We start from the raw sequence: 14819 nt of genomic DNA, 5'->3' as shown, positions 1-14819 counted from the left end.
AGACCATGACCATTCTCAACGGCACAGCACGCTCCACCGCCCGGCTGGCGGGCGCCGCACTGCGCGCCCTGCTCGCCCTCACGGTGCTCTGCGGGGTGCTCTACCCCCTCGCCGTCACCGGCATCGCCCAGGCCGCCTTCCCGCACCGGGCGAACGGCTCGGAGGTGCGGGCGGACGGCAGGACCGTGGGCTCTTCGCTCATCGGCCAGACGTACACCCTGGACCGGAAGGACAAGGACGGGAACCCGCTGCCGGACCCGGCGTACTTCCAGCCCCGCCCCTCGGCGGCGGGCACCAACACCGTCAACACCCAGTACAAGATCACCGTCTCGGGCGGTTCCAACCTCGCCGCCGACAGCACGGTGCTGCGCGACGCGGTCAAGGACCGCCGCGCCCAGATCGCCGCCTTCAACGGCGTCCCGCCCGCCGCCGTCCCGCCGGACGCGGTCACCGCCTCCGCCTCCGGCGTCGACCCGGACATCTCGCCCGCGTACGCCGACCTCCAGGTCACCCGCGTGGCGCAGGCCAACGGGCTGCCTCGGGCCGAGGTCGCCCGGCTGGTCGAGGCCCACACCGACGGCCGCCAGCTCGGCTTCCTCGGCGAGCCGCACGTCAACGTCCTGGAGTTGAACATCGCGCTGAAGCAGCTCGCCCGGCGCTGACGCCGCCGCGCAACGGACAAGTGCCGAAAAGGAAAAATGAGCGAACGGGGAAAATAGGGGCATGGGACGCGGCAAACTCCGGATCTACCTCGGCGCGGCGCCGGGCGTCGGCAAGACCTACGCGATGCTGTCCGAGGGGCACCGGCGGGTCGAGCGGGGCACCGACCTGGTGGTCGGCTTCGTGGAGCACCACGGCCGCCGCCGCACCGAGGTGATGATGCACGGCCTGGAGGAGGTGCCCCGCCGGGAGCTGGAGTACCGGGACGCCGTCTTCACCGAGATGGACGTGGACGCCGTGCTCGCCCGCCGCCCCGGCGTCGCGCTCGTCGACGAGCTGGCCCACACCAACGTCCCCGGCTCCCGCAACACCAAGCGCTGGCAGGACATCGAGGAGCTGCTGAAGGCCGGGATCGATGTCGTCTCCACCGTCAACATCCAGCATCTGGAGTCGCTGGGGGACGTCGTGGAGTCGATAACGGGCGTCCGGCAGCGGGAGACCGTGCCCGACGAGGTGGTGCGCCGCGCCGACCAGATCGAGCTGGTCGACATGTCGCCCCAGGCGCTGCGCCGCCGCATGGCGCACGGCAACATCTACGCGCCCGACAAGGTCGACGCCGCGCTGTCCAACTACTTCCGGCCCGGGAACCTCACCGCGCTGCGCGAACTGGCCCTGCTGTGGACCGCCGACCGGGTGGACGAATACCTCCAGCAGTACCGCGACGAGCACAGCATCCGCTCCACCTGGCAGGCGCGCGAGCGCATCGTCGTCGGGCTCACCGGCGGCCCCGAGGGGCGCACGCTCATACGGCGCGCCTCCCGGATGGCCGCGAAGGGCTCCGGCAGCGAGATCCTGGCCGTCTACATCGCCCGCAGCGACGGCCTCACCTCGGCCTCCCCGAAGGAGCTGGCGGTCCAGCGCACCCTGGTCGAGGACCTGGGCGGCACCTTCCACCACGTCATCGGGGAGGACATCCCGGGCGCGCTGCTGGAGTTCGCACGCGGCGTCAACGCCACCCAGATCGTGCTCGGTTCCAGCCGCCGCAAGGCCTGGCAGTACGTCTTCGGGCCGGGGGTGGGCGCGACCGTGGCCCGGGAGTCCGGGCCCGATCTGGACGTGCACATCGTCACCCACGACGAGGTCGCCAAGGGGCGCGGACTGCCGGTCGCGCGCGGCGCCCGGCTCGGCCGCTCCCGGCTGATCGCGGGCTGGCTGGTCGGGATCGCCGGGCCCGTCCTGCTCACCCTGGGGCTCACCGCCACGGGCGCCACGCTCACCGCGGACGCCGGGCCCGGCTTCGCCAACGAGGTGCTGCTGTTCCTCTTCCTCAACGTGCTGGCGGCCCTGCTGGGCGGGATGCTGCCCGCCCTCGCCTCGGCGGCCGTCGGATCGCTGCTGCTCAACTACTACTTCACCCCGCCCACCCACACCTGGACCATCGCCGACCCCGAGAACCTCGTCGCCATAGTGATCTTCGTGGCGGTGGCGGTCAGCGTCGCCTCCGTCGTCGACCTGGCCGCGCGCCGCACCCACCAGGCCGCGCGGCTGCGCGCCGAGTCCGAGGTGCTGTCCTTCCTCGCGGGCAGCGTGCTGCGCGGCGAGACCAGCCTGGAGGCGCTGCTGGAGCGGGTCCGCGAGACGTTCGGCATGGACACGGTGGCCCTGCTGGAGCGGGAGGGCGACGTCGCGCCCTGGACCCGCGCGGGCAGCGTCGGCGGCACCGCGGGCGTACCGCCGCCGGAGCGGCCCGAGGACGCGGACGTGGACATGCCGGTCGGCGACCATATGGCGCTCGCGCTGTCCGGCCGGGTGCTGCCCGCAGAGGATCGCCGGGTGCTGGCCGCCTTCGCCGCCCAGGCCGCCGTCGTCCTGGACCGGCAGCGGCTGGTGGGGGAGGCGGAGCGGGCCCGCGAGCTGGCCGAGGGCAACCGCATCCGTACCGCGCTGCTGGCCGCCGTCAGCCACGATCTGCGCACCCCGCTCGCGGCCATCAAGGCGGCCGTCTCCTCCCTGCGCGCGGACGACGTGGCCTGGTCCCCGGAGGACGAGGCGGAGCTGCTGGCGGCCATCGAGGACGGCGCGGACCGCCTCGACCACCTGGTGGGCAACCTGCTCGACATGTCCCGGCTGCAGACCGGCACCGTCGCCCCCCTCATCCGGGAGATCGACCTGGACGAGGTGGTGCCGATGGCGCTGGTCGGCGTCCCCGAGTCCGGCGTCACCCTGGAGATCCCCGAGGACCTGCCGATGGTCGCGGTCGACCCGGGGCTGCTGGAGCGCAGCGTCGCCAACATCGTCGAGAACGCGGTGAAGTACAGCCCCCGGGACCGGCCCGTGCTGGTCTCCGCGAGCGCGCTCGGGGAGCGGGTCGAACTGCGCGTCGCCGACCGGGGCCCCGGTGTGCCGGACGCCGCGAAGGACCGTATCTTCGAACCCTTCCAGCGCTACGGGGACGCCCCGCGCGGCTCCGGGGTCGGCCTCGGGCTCGCCGTCGCCCGCGGCTTCGTGGAGGCGATGGGCGGATCGCTGGCCGCCGAGGACACCCCGGGAGGCGGGATGACCATGGTGCTGACCCTGCGGGCCGCCCCCGGCCGCCCGGGGCACGATCCGCAGGGCACAACGGAGAGGCAGGCCGTCAGATGAACCGGGTGCTCGTGGTGGACGACGAGCCGCAGATCGTACGCGCCCTCGTGATCAACCTGAAGGCGCGCAAGTACGAGGTCGACGCCGCCGGGGACGGCGCGACCGCCCTGAAGCTCGCCGCCGCCCGCCACCCCGACGTGGTCGTGCTCGACCTGGGCCTGCCCGACATGGACGGCGTGGAGGTGATCAAGGGGCTGCGGGGCTGGACCCGGGTGCCGATCCTGGTGCTCTCCGCCCGCCAGACGTCCGACGAGAAGGTCGAGGCCCTGGACGCCGGGGCCGACGACTACGTCACCAAGCCCTTCGGCATGGACGAGCTGCTGGCCCGGCTGCGCGCCGCGGTCCGCCGCGCCGAGCCGTCGGGTCCGTCCGACGCCGCGGCGGTCGTCGTGACCGAGGGGTTCAGCGTCGACCTGGCCGCCAAGAAGGCGCACCGCGACGGCCGCGACGTCCGGCTGACGCCCACCGAATGGCATCTGCTGGAGGTGCTGGTGCGCAACGAGGGACGCCTCGTCAGCCAGAAGCAGCTGCTGCAGGAGGTCTGGGGGCCCTCGTACGGCACCGAGACCAACTACCTGCGCGTCTATATGGCGCAGTTGCGCCGCAAGCTGGAGAACGACCCGTCGCATCCGAGGCACTTCGTCACCGAGCCGGGGATGGGGTACCGCTTCGAACGGTGAGCGCGGCGATCCGGCGGGGCCTCACCGGTACGCTGGCCGTATGAGTTCCGTACCCCAGCCCCCCGGGAAGCGTGACAAGCCGGTCGGCCGCTTCCGGCGGATGATCGACCGGCTGTCCAGCTCCCAGGAGGAGCTGCACTCCGCCGAGCTGCAGCAGGACGCGGAGGACGCGGGCTGCACCAAGATCGGCGACTGCGGCGACCGTCAGATAGTCAAGGTGACGGGTACACTGCGCACGGTCACGCTGCGGCCGCGGGCCGGGGTGCCCGCGCTGGAGGCGGAACTCTTCGACGGCACCGCCGCCCTCGACGTGGTGTGGCTGGGCCGCCGCTCCATCATCGGCATAGAACCGGGCCGCAAGCTGATCGCCACCGGCCGGATCTCCATGAGTCACGGGCGCCGCGTGCTGTTCAATCCGAAGTACGAACTCCGACCGCTCGGACAGGAGTAGCCGGTGACGTCTGACGACAAGACGACCCCGACCGACCATCAGGATGCCGCCGACACCCCGCAGCAGAGCAGGGCGGCGGCGGACACCGCGCTCCTGGAGGCGTTCGGCGGGGTGAAGGGGATGGTGGACACCACCGTCCCCGGGCTGGTCTTCGTCCTGCTCTACACGATCAAGCGCGACATCCACCTGGCCGCGATCGCCGCGCTCGGTCTCACCGTGCTGCTGGGGCTGATCCGGCTGGCGCGCAAGGAGACGCTGAAGCACGCCTTCAGCGGGGTCTTCGGGGTCGCGTTCGGCGCGATCTTCGCGATGATGTCCGGCGACGCCAAGAACTTCTACCTGCCGGGCATGCTCTACACGCTCGGCCTGGCGATCGCGTACGTCCTCTCGGCGATCTTCCGCTATCCGCTGATCGGCGTGCTGCTCGGGCCGATGCTCAAGGAGAACCTCTCCTGGCGCACCCGCAACCCCGGCCGGTTCCGCGCCTACACCCGGGCCACCTGGGCGTGGGGGCTGATCCTGCTCGCCAAGTCGGCGATCCTCTTCCCGCTCTACTGGTGGGGGGACGTCACCCAGCTGGGCTGGGTCAAGGTGGCGCTGGGCATTCCGCCGTTCCTGCTGTGCGTCTACCTGACGTGGATCTTCCTCGCCAAGGCCCCGCCGCCGATCGACGTGATCGCCGAGATGGAGGCCGAGGAGAAGGCGGAGCGGGAGCGCGAGAGCGAGAGCGCGCCCCGGCACTGAGCACACGGTGTGTCGTACGAAGCCCCGGGCTTCCGCAGAGGGAGCCCGGGGCTTCGTACGACCGGCCCGCCTGCGACCTAGCCCGCGGCGTCCTGGCGCTGGACGGACAGCAGCTGCTCCAGCTGCTCCTCGCGCGCCTGGGCCGCGACGAACAGCAGCTCGTCGCCCGCCTCCAGGATGTCGTCCTTGTTCGGGGTCAGCACCCGGGTGCCCCGGATGATGGTGACCAGCGTGGTGTCCTCCGGCCACTCCACATCGCCGACCCGGGTCCCGACCAGGGCCGCCTCCGGCGGCAGGGTCAGCTCGACCAGGTTCGCGTCGCCGTGGCTGAAGCGCAGCAGCCGCACCAGATCGCCGACGCTCACCGCCTCCTCGACCAGGGCCGACATCAGCCGGGGCGTCGAGACGGCGACGTCGACGCCCCACGCCTCGTTGAACAGCCACTCGTTCTTGGGGTTGTTGACCCGGGCGACCACTCGCGGCACCGCGTACTCGGTCTTCGCGAGCAGCGACACCACCAGATTGACCTTGTCGTCGCCGGTGGCCGCGATGACCACGTTGCAGCGCTGCAGCGCCGCCTCGTCCAGCGAGGTGATCTCGCACGCGTCGGCCAGCAGCCATTCGGCCTGCGGCACCCGCTCGACGGAGATGGCGGTGGGGGCCTTGTCGATGAGGAGGACCTCGTGCCCGTTCTCCAGCAGCTCGCCCGCGATGGAGCGCCCCACGGCGCCCGCTCCGGCAATGGCAACCCTCATCGTGTCTCCTCGGGCCCCTCGTCGAAGGCCGCCTCGACCTTCTCGACCTCGTCGGTGCGCATCATCACATGCACCAGGTCGCCTTCCTGCAGCACCGTCTGCGACGTCGGCAGCATCGCCTCGCCGAGCCGGGTCAGGAACGCGACCCGCACCCCGGTCTCCTCCTGGAGCTTGCTGACCTTGTGCCCCACCCACGCGGGGGAGGTGTGCACCTCGGCGAGCTGCACCCCGCCGCTCGGGTCCCGCCACAGCGGCTCGGCGCCGGACGGCAGCAGCCGCCGCAGCATCTGGTCGGCGGTCCACCGCACGGTGGCCACGGTCGGGATGCCGAGGCGCTGGTAGACCTCGGCGCGCCGCGGGTCGTAGATCCGGGCCGCCACGTTCTCCACGCCGAACATCTCGCGGGCCACCCGGGCCGCGATGATGTTGGAGTTGTCGCCGCTGCTGACCGCGGCGAAGGCCCCGGCCTCCTCGATGCCCGCCTCGCGGAGCGTGTCCTGGTCGAATCCGACGCCGGTCACCCGGCGGCCGCCGAAGCCCGCGCCGAGGCGGCGGAAGGCGGTGGGGTCCTGGTCGACGACCGCGACGGTGTGTCCCTGTTGCTCCAGGGTCTGGGCGAGCGCCGCGCCCACCCGGCCACAGCCCATGATCACGATATGCATGCGTCTTACCCCGCACTCCTGATGACCGTGCTGACCTGCGCAAACACCCTGCTCACATCTTCCTTCCAGGACCTACGGGGCGACAGCGGGGCAAGGGCCCCGATGCCGGTGCCGCACGGCGACGGAGGTCGGCCGCCACGGCGTCTGTTCCCACCGTATCCATACCCATGGGGCGATTCCGCGCCCGAGGACACCGGCCGGGAGGAAACAGGGGGTGCGGACGGCCCGGCGGCTGTCGTCGGGAGGCGGGCGCCGGGGGTCGCCTTCGGCGGCGTGTCCCCCTCATCTTTGCCCGATATCCAGGATCTTCACTGAACTGTTACGGGAAATGGCAATAGAGTCCCGTGAGTTCGAACTTTGTTACGGCCGTCGGACACTAGGTCACGGCGTGGCTAAGATGATCGCCGTATTCCGTTTCCGGACGGGACATCAGGGCACTGAATCGTTCCCTCCACGCCCGCGTTCTCTGCATGAGGTTCCTGATGACAGATCACATAACGGAGGCGGTGAGCTGGTGCCTGGCCGTCGTCCTCCTGGTCGTATGGGTGCTTCTGATGCGCCAGCGCCGGATCACCGCCGGAGTACGCAGGCGTAACGCCACACTCGAGGACAGTCTGCGCGCCCGTGACGAGGAAGTGCAGCATCTCGTCGAGATCCGCCTCCCGGCGATCGCGGACGCCCTGAGCCAGCCCACCCCGCTGCCCGGGCTGCGGGACGAGAAACTGGCCGGGACCGCGTACGCGCAGAGCCTGCACGCGGTCATGGAGCAATTTGCGCGCGCGGTGGACAAGGCGCAGTCGCGGGCCGACGCCTCCGCCAAGGCCGCGCTCAAGGCGTCGATGCGCGCCCTCCAGGGCCTCGCCAACGAGCAGCAGGTCTCGATCTCGGACATGCAGGACCGGCACGACAACCCCGACGTGCTGCGCGACCTCCTGGAGATCGACCACGCGAACGCGCAGTTCGGCCGGCGCGCCCAGGCCATCGCCGTGCTGTGCGGCTCCTGGCCGGGCCGTCAGCGCACCGCCTCCCCGATGACCGATGTCGTCCGGGGCGCCAAGTCGCGCATCCGCGACTACCGGCGGGTCCAGGTGCACGCCCTGATCGACATCGGCGTGGTGAGCCGCACGGTGGAGCCCGTGGTGCTCGCGGTCGCCGAACTGCTGGACAACGCCGCCCGGCACTCCCAGCCCAACACCAACGTCGAGGTCAGCCTGCAGCCGGTGCACAACGGCGCCTGCATCGTGATCGACGACGCCGGGGTCGGCATGGACGGCCTGGAGGTCCAGCGGGCCGCCGGGCTGCTCTCCGGCCAGCGCGCCGTGGACGTCTCGCGGCTCGGCGACCCGCCGCAGTTCGGCTTCGCCGTGGTGGGCCTGCTCGCCGCCCGGTACGGCTTCAGCGTCTCGGTGGACACCCGGTCCCCGTACGGCGGCGTGCGCGCCGTCCTGTTCCTCCCCACCGCGCTGCTCACCCACATCGAGGCGGACGCCCCCACCGCCGCGCCCCAGGACCCGTACGAGGCCGAGGCCGCCGCCCCGCTGCGTACCATCCCGTCCCGCCCGACCCGCCGCAGGGCCGCGCCCCAGGCCCCCGCGGCGGCCCCGGAGCCCGCCCAGGCGGACGCGTTCGCCCAGGCGCCCTCCGCGTCCCCGCCCCAGGCCGCGGCGCCCGCCCCCGCTCCGGCGCCCGCCCCCGCTCCGGCGGCGTCCGAGGACGACGAGGCGACGCGCGTGTACGGGGAGACCGCGGGCGGCCTGCCCAAGCGCCGCCGCCGCCAGCCCACCGCCGCCCCACCGGTGGACGACTGGCCCTCCGCGCCCGGACAGCCGTCCGGCGCCACCGGAACCGACACGGGCTCGCACCGTGTCCGCTCGGCCGAAGAGACCGCCAAGCGTATGGGCGCGTTCGCGCGCGGTACGCGCTCCGGCCGTGGGGTCACACAGGATGCCGCCCCTCACACCGAAGAAGGGAATCGCCAGGCATGAACGACCACATGAACAACGAGCTGGGCTGGATGCTCGACGAGGTGGTCAAGATGCCGGAGGCGCGGCACGCGATCCTGCTGTCCGCCGACGGCATGCTGCGGGCGCACTCCGCGGGCATCGCGCGGGACGAGGCCGAGCGCCAGGCCGCGGCGCTCTCCGGGCTGCAGTCGATCAGCCGTAGCACCTCCGAGTTCTGCGACCACGACGAGACGCCCTGGCAGCAGACGCTGGTCGAGTTCGTCGGCGGCTATGTCTTCCTCATCGCCGCGGGACCCGGCGCGTACCTGGCCGTCTCCGCCACCGAGCACGTGGACATGGAAGGCGTCAGCTACCGGATGCAGAAGCTGGTCGACCGGCTCGGCAAGGAGCTGACCAGCCCGCCGCGACAGGGCGTGACCCGGCAGGGCATCGGCAGTCCCGCATGAGTCCGGGCAGGCGCGAACGAGGACTGGTACGGCCGTATGTCGTGACCGACGGCCGTGCCTACCCGAGCCGCAACACCTTTGACCTGGTGACCCTGGTCATGGGCCATCCCGACCGGCCGCTCGCCGGTCTCAGCCCGGAGAAGCGGGCGGTCATGGAACTCTGCCTCGGCGGCGCGCTGTCGGTCGCCGAGGTCGCCGGGTATCTGGAGCTGCCGGTGAGCGTCACCAAGGTCCTGCTGGGCGATCTGGTCGACAGCGGCCACATCAGCACCCGGGCCCCCATCCCGCCCGCCGAACTCCCCGAGACCCAGCTGCTCCAGGAGGTGCTCGATGGACTCCGCGCTCGCCTCTGACCGGGGTGCGGTCTATCTGCCCCAGACCGTACGAACCGCGGCCAAGCTGCTGGTCGTCGGGCACTTCGCGGTCGGCAAGACGACCTTCGTGGGCTCGCTGTCCGAAATCCGCCCGCTGCGCACCGAAGAGACGATGACTCAGGCCGGTGCGCTCATCGACGACCTCGCGGGCATCGAGCAGAAGACGACCACCACGGTCGCCATGGACTTCGGCCGTCTCACCCTCAGCGAGTCCCTGGTCCTGTACCTCTTCGGCGCGCCCGGACAGCAGCGCTTCACCCGGATCTGGAAGGACATGACGCGCGGCGCGCTGGGCGCGCTGGTGCTCGCCGACACCCGTCGGCTGGAGCAGTCCTTCCCGGTGATGGCCGTCTTGGAGGAGCAGGGGCTGCCGTACGCGGTGGCCGTCAACCATTTCGAGGGGGCGCCCCGCTTCGCCGAGACGGAGGTCCGGGAGGCGCTCGATCTGCTGCCGGAGACCCCGCTGGTCACCTGTGACGCCAGGGACCGGGTCTCCTCCACCCACGCGCTGATCGCCCTCGTCCAGTATCTGCAGTCCCGGCACGCTCGCGTTACGTCCCAGGAGAATGTGTGACCAACCGTCCAGACCTCGAGGCAGCCACCGCAACCGCACCACCGCCGGGCTGTCCCGCGCACCAAGGCGGTGTGGCGCCCGGCGGTTCCATCGGCTCCCTCGGCCCGGGAGGCCGGGTGCCGATGTACGGCGCCGCCTTCGCCGCCGATCCGCACGGGTTCTACGCGCGGATGCGTGCCGCCGGGCCCATCACCCCGGTGGAGCTGGCCCCGGGGGTCGACGCGTACCTGGTCACCGGCTATGCCACGGCGCTGGAAGTCCTGCGCGACACCGAGCGGTTCGCCAAGGACCCCCGCAACTGGGCCGACCTCACCGAGGGACGGCTCCCGCCCGACAGCCCCGTGCTGCCGATGATGGAGTTCCGGCCCAACGCCCTGTTCACCGACGGCGAGCAGCACGCGCGCTACCGCGGGGCGATCACCGACAGCCTCAGCCGGGTGGACTCGCACGCGCTGAGCGACTACGTGGAGCGCAGCGCGGACACGCTCATCGACTCCTTCGTGGAGCGGGGCGAGGCCGAGCTGCTGAGCGAGTACGCGGGGATCATCCCGCTGATGGTGTTCAACCGGCTCTTCGGCGCCCCTCCGGAGCAGAGCAGCGAACTGATCCGGATCCTCACGATCATGTTCGACGCGAGCACCGCGGACGCGGCGCAGGCCAACGAGGACCTGTCGCGCTACATGGCGGCCCTCGTCGAAGCCAAGCGGCAGAAGCCCGGCGCCGACGTGACCTCCTGGATGATCGCCCACCCCTCGCGGCTGGCCGACGACGAGCTGATGCAGCAGATCGCGCTGCTCATGGCGGCCGGTACCGAACCCCAGGTGAACCTGATCGGCAACGCGCTGCGGCTGCTGCTGTCGGACGACCGGTTCGCCGGTGAGCTGTCCGGCGGCAGCCTGCCCGTCCAGGACGCCCTGGACGAGGTGCTGTGGGCCGACCCGCCGCTGGCCAACTTCGGTACCCGGTTCGCCCGTTACGACGTCGAGATGGGCGGCGTACGGCTGCGCAAGGGCGACGTGGTGCTCACCAGCTACGCCGCGGCCAACACCGACCCCGAGCTGACCTCCCAGGGCCGCGCGGGCAACCGGGCCCACCTCGCCTGGAGCGTGGGCGCCCACCGCTGCCCCGCCGAGGGCCCCGCCCGGGTCATCGCCTCCGTCGCCATCGAAAGGCTCCTCGACCGCCTCCCCGATATGCAACTGGCGGTGACGTCCGACCAGTTGACCTGGCGCCCCGGCCCCTTCAACCGCGCCCTGGCGTCGCTGCCCGTGCGGTTCCCCGTTCTCACGAAGCCGACCCCCGGACCCTCCGCGATGCCGCCCGCCGCGGCCGTGCCCGCTCCACGACAGCCCGCCGAGCCCCAGGGAGACAACCAGTGGTCCACGAGTCCCGTCCCCTCGTCCTCGACCCCACCGGCAGCGACATCAACGCCGAAGCCGACCGCGTCCGAGCCCAAGGGCCAGCGACGCTTGTGGAGCTTCCTGGGGGCTTGGTGGCGTGGGCAGTAAGCCGCCAGAGCCTGCTCAAGAAACTCCTGACCGACCCGCGGGTGTCCAAGAACCCGCGGCTGCACTGGCGGGCCTGGAACGACGGTGAGGTCACGTCCGACTGGCCGCTGATCAACTGGGTGGCCGTACAGAACATGTTCACGGCCTACGGCGCCGACCACCGCAGGCTGCGCACCCTGGTCTCCAAGGCGTTCACCGCGCGGCGCACCGCCGCTCTGCGGCCGCGCATCGAGGCGATCTCCGCCGATCTGCTGGACCGGCTGGCCGCCGCCCCGCCCGGTGAGCCGGTCGATCTGCGCGAGGGGTACGCGTACCCCCTGCCGCTCCAGGTGATCTACGAGCTGTTCGGGCTCACCGACGAGGGGCTGCGCGCGCGGATGAGCCGGTTCGCCGACAGCTCCTTCCGCACCACCACCACGCCGGAGGAGGTCGCGGCCGCCTCCGCCGAGATGGACGCCATCATGGCGGCGCTTGTGGCGTCCAAGCGCGAACAGCCCGGCGACGACCTGACCAGCGGGCTGATCGCCGTACGGAGCGAGGAGGACTCGGCGCTGAGCGAGCGGGAGCTGTGCGACACCCTCGCGCTGATGCTCACCGCCGGTCACGAGACCACGGTCAACCTCCTGGACAACGCCATCCACGCCCTCCTCACCCACCCCGAGCAGCTCGCCCATGTGCGCGAGGGACGGGCCACCTGGGAGGATGTGATCGAGGAGACACTGCGGCACTCCGCCCCGGTCGCCAATCTGCCGCTGCGCTACGCCGTCGAGGACATCGAGCTGGAGGACGGGCTCGTGCTGCGTAAGGGCGACGCGATCCTCGCCGCCTACGCGGCCGCCGGACGCGATCCCGGGATCCACGGCGAGGACGCCGCCGCGTTCGACGTCACCCGGCAGCTCAAGAGCCATCTCGCCTTCGGGCACGGCGTCCATCTGTGCGTCGGCGCGCCGCTGGCCCGGCTGGAGGCCGCGATCGCGCTCCCGGCCCTGTTCGACCGCTTCCCTCGACTCTCGCTAGCGTCCGGGAAGGGGGCGCTGGAGCCGGTGGAATCCTTCATTTCCAACGGCCACCGCGCCCTGCCGGTTCGGCTGTCCTGACCGCCGTACGGGCCGCCCGGCCGCCCGCCCGTCCCCGGGTGGGCAGGCGGCTGGGCGGGCGCCCTGCCCACCCTTTACGATCCTCAGCGTGTCCAAACTGACCGACGTCCCGAAACGGATCCTGATCGGGCGCGCGCTGCGCAGCGACAAGCTGGGGGAGACCCTCCTCCCGAAGCGCATCGCGCTCCCCGTCTTCGCCTCCGACCCCCTGTCCTCCGTCGCGTATGCGCCTGGGCAGGTGATGATCGTCCTTTCCGTGGCGGGTGCGTCGGCTTACCACTACTCACCGTGGATCACGATCGCGATCATCGTGCTCATGTTCACGGTGGTCGCCTCGTACCGCCAGAACGTGCACGCCTACCCCAGCGGCGGCGGTGACTACGAGGTCGCCAATACCAACCTCGGCCCCAAGGCGGGTCTTACGGTCGCCAGCGCGCTGCTGGTGGACTACGTCCTGACGGTGGCCGTGTCGATCTCCTCCGGGGTGGAGAACCTCGGCTCCGCCGTCCCCTTCATCGTCGAGCACAAGACGCTCGTCGCGGTCGCGATCATCCTGCTGCTGACCCTGATGAACCTGCGTGGTGTGCGCGAGTCGGGCAAGCTCTTCGCGATCCCCACGTATGTCTTCGTCGGCGGCGTCTTCGTGATGATCCTCTGGGGCGCCTATCGCGGGCTCGTCCTCGGTGACGACATGAAGGCCCCCACCGCCGGTTTCGAGGTCCACGCCGAGCAGACCGGGCTGGCCGGGTTCGCGCTGGTCTTCCTGCTGCTGCGGGCCTTCTCCGACGGCTGCGCCGCGCTCACCGGCGTCGAGGCCATCAGCAACGGGGTGCCCGCCTTCCGCAAGCCCAAGAGCCGGAACGCGGCGACGACGCTGGCGCTGATGGGCGGCCTCGCCGTCGCCATGTTCGTCGGCATCATCACCCTCGCCCTGGTCACCAACGTCAAGATGGCCGAGGACCCGGCCCGCGACCTGTTCAAGGACGGCGCCGCGCTCGGTTCCGGATACACCCAGAACCCCGTGATCTCGCAGGTCGCGGCCGCCGTCTTCGGCGACGGCTCGTTCCTCTTCGTGGTGCTCGCCGCGGCCACCGCGCTGGTTCTGTTCCTGGCCGCCAACACCGCGTACAACGGCTTCCCGCTGCTCGGCTCGATCCTCGCCCAGGACCGCTACCTGCCGCGCCAGCTGCACACCCGCGGCGACCGGCTCGCCTTCTCCAACGGCATCGTGCTGCTCGCCGGGGCCGCCGCGGTCCTCGTCTACGTCTACGGCGCGGACTCGACCCGGCTGATCCAGCTCTACATCGTCGGCGTCTTCGTCTCCTTCACGCTCAGCCAGACCGGCATGGTGCGGCACTGGAACCGCCACCTGGCCACCGAGCGCGACCCGGCCGCGCGCCGCCGCATGGTCCGCGCCCGCGCGATCAACACGTTCGGCGCCTTCTTCACCGGTCTTGTCCTGGTCGTCGTGCTGCTCACCAAGTTCACCCACGGCGCGTGGGTGGCGCTGCTCGGCATGGCCGTCTTCTACATCACCATGTCCGCGATCCGGCGCCACTACGACGGTGTCTCCGAGGAGCTGGCCGCGGCCGAGGAGCAGCAGGACGAGGACGAGGTCCGCCCCTCCCGGGTGCACTCCATCGTCCTCGTCTCCAAGATCCACAAGCCGACGCTGCGCGCCCTGGCCTACGCCAAGCTGATGCGCTCCCACCGGCTGGAGGCGCTGAGCATCAACGTCGACCCCGCCGAGACCAAGGCGCTGCAGTCCGCGTGGAGCGAGCGCGGCATCGACGTCCCGCTGAAGATCCTCGACTCGCCGTACCGCGAGATCACCCGGCCGGTCATCGACTACGTCAAGGGGCTGCGCCGGGAGAGCCCGCGCGATGTGGTCTCCGTCTACATCCCCGAGTACGTGGTCGGCCACTGGTACGAGCACCTGCTGCACAACCAGAGCGCGCTGCGGCTCAAGGGGCGGCTGCTGTTCACCCCCGGCGTGATGGTGACCTCCGTGCCCTGGCAGCTGGACTCCTCCGAGCTGGCCCGCAAGCGCGCCCGCAAGCGCGCCGACTGGAACGCCCCGGGCTCGGTGCGGCGCGGCCCCGTGGTGCCGCAGCGGCCGAAGGGCGAGCGCAAGGCCGAGAAGACGGGCGCACGGACGCCGGGGCGGTAGCCGCCGCCCGTGCGCCGGGGCGGTAGCCGCCGCCCGGGTTCGGGCCGGGGGTGCGGGGACGTAGACTGGTGGGCTGCTGTTCCCGCACTGC

Annotated in this window: 14 protein-coding genes; 12 read left to right on the top strand and 2 right to left on the bottom strand. The window is 71.5% G+C overall.

What is annotated here, in order from left to right:
- Positions 1 to 5: 5 nt before the first annotated feature.
- The 5 genes from kdpC (at position 6) to ACWC5C_RS19555 (ending at position 5178) form a co-directional block, all read left to right on the top strand.
- Positions 6 to 662 carry a potassium-transporting ATPase subunit KdpC gene (gene kdpC / locus ACWC5C_RS19575; protein ID WP_450876839.1) on the top strand — a complete coding sequence of 219 codons (657 nt, stop codon included), beginning with the start codon at positions 6 to 8 and terminating at the stop codon, positions 660 to 662.
- A 61-nt stretch (positions 663 to 723) separates the two neighbouring features.
- Positions 724 to 3303 (top strand): ATP-binding protein, encoded by a 2580-nt coding sequence (locus tag ACWC5C_RS19570; RefSeq protein WP_450876837.1) that lies wholly within the window; start codon positions 724 to 726, stop codon positions 3301 to 3303.
- Positions 3300 to 3983 carry a response regulator gene (locus ACWC5C_RS19565; RefSeq protein WP_450876835.1) on the top strand — a complete coding sequence of 228 codons (684 nt, stop codon included), beginning with the start codon at positions 3300 to 3302 and terminating at the stop codon, positions 3981 to 3983. Before ACWC5C_RS19570 ends, ACWC5C_RS19565 begins: the two co-directional genes overlap by 4 nt.
- A 40-nt stretch (positions 3984 to 4023) precedes the next feature.
- A complete protein-coding gene (locus ACWC5C_RS19560; protein WP_184503503.1) occupies positions 4024 to 4434 on the top strand; it encodes an OB-fold nucleic acid binding domain-containing protein in 411 nt (136 codons plus the stop codon).
- 3 nt (positions 4435 to 4437) lie between these two features.
- Entirely contained in the window at positions 4438 to 5178 is a 741-nt protein-coding gene (locus ACWC5C_RS19555; RefSeq protein WP_450876833.1) for a DUF3159 domain-containing protein, read from the top strand.
- Positions 5179 to 5255: 77 nt separating this feature from the next.
- Here the strand turns inward: ACWC5C_RS19555 and ACWC5C_RS19550 are convergent, their stop codons facing one another.
- Together ACWC5C_RS19550 and ACWC5C_RS19545 are read right to left on the bottom strand one after the other, a co-directional pair.
- Positions 5256 to 5933 carry a potassium channel family protein gene (locus tag ACWC5C_RS19550; RefSeq protein WP_385440961.1) on the bottom strand — a complete coding sequence of 226 codons (678 nt, stop codon included), beginning with the start codon at positions 5931 to 5933 and terminating at the stop codon, positions 5256 to 5258.
- On the bottom strand, positions 5930 to 6595 hold the full coding sequence (locus ACWC5C_RS19545; protein ID WP_385440959.1) for a potassium channel family protein: 666 nt from the start codon (positions 6593 to 6595) through the stop codon (positions 5930 to 5932). The genes ACWC5C_RS19550 and ACWC5C_RS19545 overlap by 4 nt, the downstream gene beginning before the upstream one ends.
- A gap of 482 nt (positions 6596 to 7077) precedes the next feature.
- Between ACWC5C_RS19545 and ACWC5C_RS19540 the strand changes: the two genes are divergently transcribed.
- The 7 genes from ACWC5C_RS19540 to ACWC5C_RS19510 all read left to right on the top strand — a co-directional run bounded on the left by ACWC5C_RS19540 (position 7078) and on the right by ACWC5C_RS19510 (position 14728).
- Positions 7078 to 8580, top strand: coding sequence for an ATP-binding protein (locus tag ACWC5C_RS19540; RefSeq protein WP_450876830.1), 1503 nt, complete (start codon positions 7078 to 7080; stop codon positions 8578 to 8580).
- On the top strand, positions 8577 to 9005 hold the full coding sequence (locus tag ACWC5C_RS19535) for a roadblock/LC7 domain-containing protein (RefSeq protein WP_450876828.1): 429 nt from the start codon (positions 8577 to 8579) through the stop codon (positions 9003 to 9005). The genes ACWC5C_RS19540 and ACWC5C_RS19535 overlap by 4 nt, the downstream gene beginning before the upstream one ends.
- Positions 9002 to 9358, top strand: a complete 357-nt coding sequence (locus ACWC5C_RS19530) for a DUF742 domain-containing protein (protein ID WP_450876826.1) — start codon at positions 9002 to 9004, stop codon at positions 9356 to 9358. The genes ACWC5C_RS19535 and ACWC5C_RS19530 overlap by 4 nt, the downstream gene beginning before the upstream one ends.
- Positions 9336 to 9953, top strand: a complete 618-nt coding sequence (locus tag ACWC5C_RS19525; RefSeq protein WP_385440953.1) for a GTP-binding protein — start codon at positions 9336 to 9338, stop codon at positions 9951 to 9953. Before ACWC5C_RS19530 ends, ACWC5C_RS19525 begins: the two co-directional genes overlap by 23 nt.
- A 122-nt stretch (positions 9954 to 10075) precedes the next feature.
- Positions 10076 to 11461 (top strand): cytochrome P450, encoded by a 1386-nt coding sequence (locus ACWC5C_RS19520; RefSeq protein ID WP_450876977.1) that lies wholly within the window; start codon positions 10076 to 10078, stop codon positions 11459 to 11461.
- Positions 11443 to 12558 carry a cytochrome P450 family protein gene (locus tag ACWC5C_RS19515; protein WP_450876824.1) on the top strand — a complete coding sequence of 372 codons (1116 nt, stop codon included), beginning with the start codon at positions 11443 to 11445 and terminating at the stop codon, positions 12556 to 12558. Before ACWC5C_RS19520 ends, ACWC5C_RS19515 begins: the two co-directional genes overlap by 19 nt.
- An 88-nt stretch (positions 12559 to 12646) precedes the next feature.
- On the top strand, positions 12647 to 14728 hold the full coding sequence (locus ACWC5C_RS19510) for an APC family permease (protein WP_450876822.1): 2082 nt from the start codon (positions 12647 to 12649) through the stop codon (positions 14726 to 14728).
- The last annotated feature ends 91 nt before the right edge of the window (positions 14729 to 14819 follow it).

Source organism: Streptomyces sp. NPDC001700 (genome assembly GCF_053596435.1).
This window is presented reverse-complemented; position numbering and strand designations above follow the sequence as displayed.

Bases quoted from the DNA above. Each gene is read 5' to 3' on its own strand.
- kdpC (WP_450876839.1), top strand. From the start codon at position 6: ATGACCATTCTCAACGGCACAGCACGCTCCACCGCCCGGCTGGCGGGC.
- ACWC5C_RS19570 (WP_450876837.1), top strand. From the start codon at position 724: ATGGGACGCGGCAAACTCCGGATCTACCTCGGCGCGGCGCCGGGCGTC.
- ACWC5C_RS19565 (WP_450876835.1), top strand. From the start codon at position 3,300: ATGAACCGGGTGCTCGTGGTGGACGACGAGCCGCAGATCGTACGCGCC.
- ACWC5C_RS19560 (WP_184503503.1), top strand. From the start codon at position 4,024: ATGAGTTCCGTACCCCAGCCCCCCGGGAAGCGTGACAAGCCGGTCGGC.
- ACWC5C_RS19550 (WP_385440961.1), bottom strand. From the start codon at position 5,933: ATGAGGGTTGCCATTGCCGGAGCGGGCGCCGTGGGGCGCTCCATCGCG.
- ACWC5C_RS19545 (WP_385440959.1), bottom strand. From the start codon at position 6,595: ATGCATATCGTGATCATGGGCTGTGGCCGGGTGGGCGCGGCGCTCGCC.
- ACWC5C_RS19540 (WP_450876830.1), top strand. From the start codon at position 7,078: ATGACAGATCACATAACGGAGGCGGTGAGCTGGTGCCTGGCCGTCGTC.
- ACWC5C_RS19535 (WP_450876828.1), top strand. From the start codon at position 8,577: ATGAACGACCACATGAACAACGAGCTGGGCTGGATGCTCGACGAGGTG.
- ACWC5C_RS19530 (WP_450876826.1), top strand. From the start codon at position 9,002: ATGAGTCCGGGCAGGCGCGAACGAGGACTGGTACGGCCGTATGTCGTG.
- ACWC5C_RS19525 (WP_385440953.1), top strand. From the start codon at position 9,336: ATGGACTCCGCGCTCGCCTCTGACCGGGGTGCGGTCTATCTGCCCCAG.
- ACWC5C_RS19520 (WP_450876977.1), top strand. From the start codon at position 10,076: ATGTACGGCGCCGCCTTCGCCGCCGATCCGCACGGGTTCTACGCGCGG.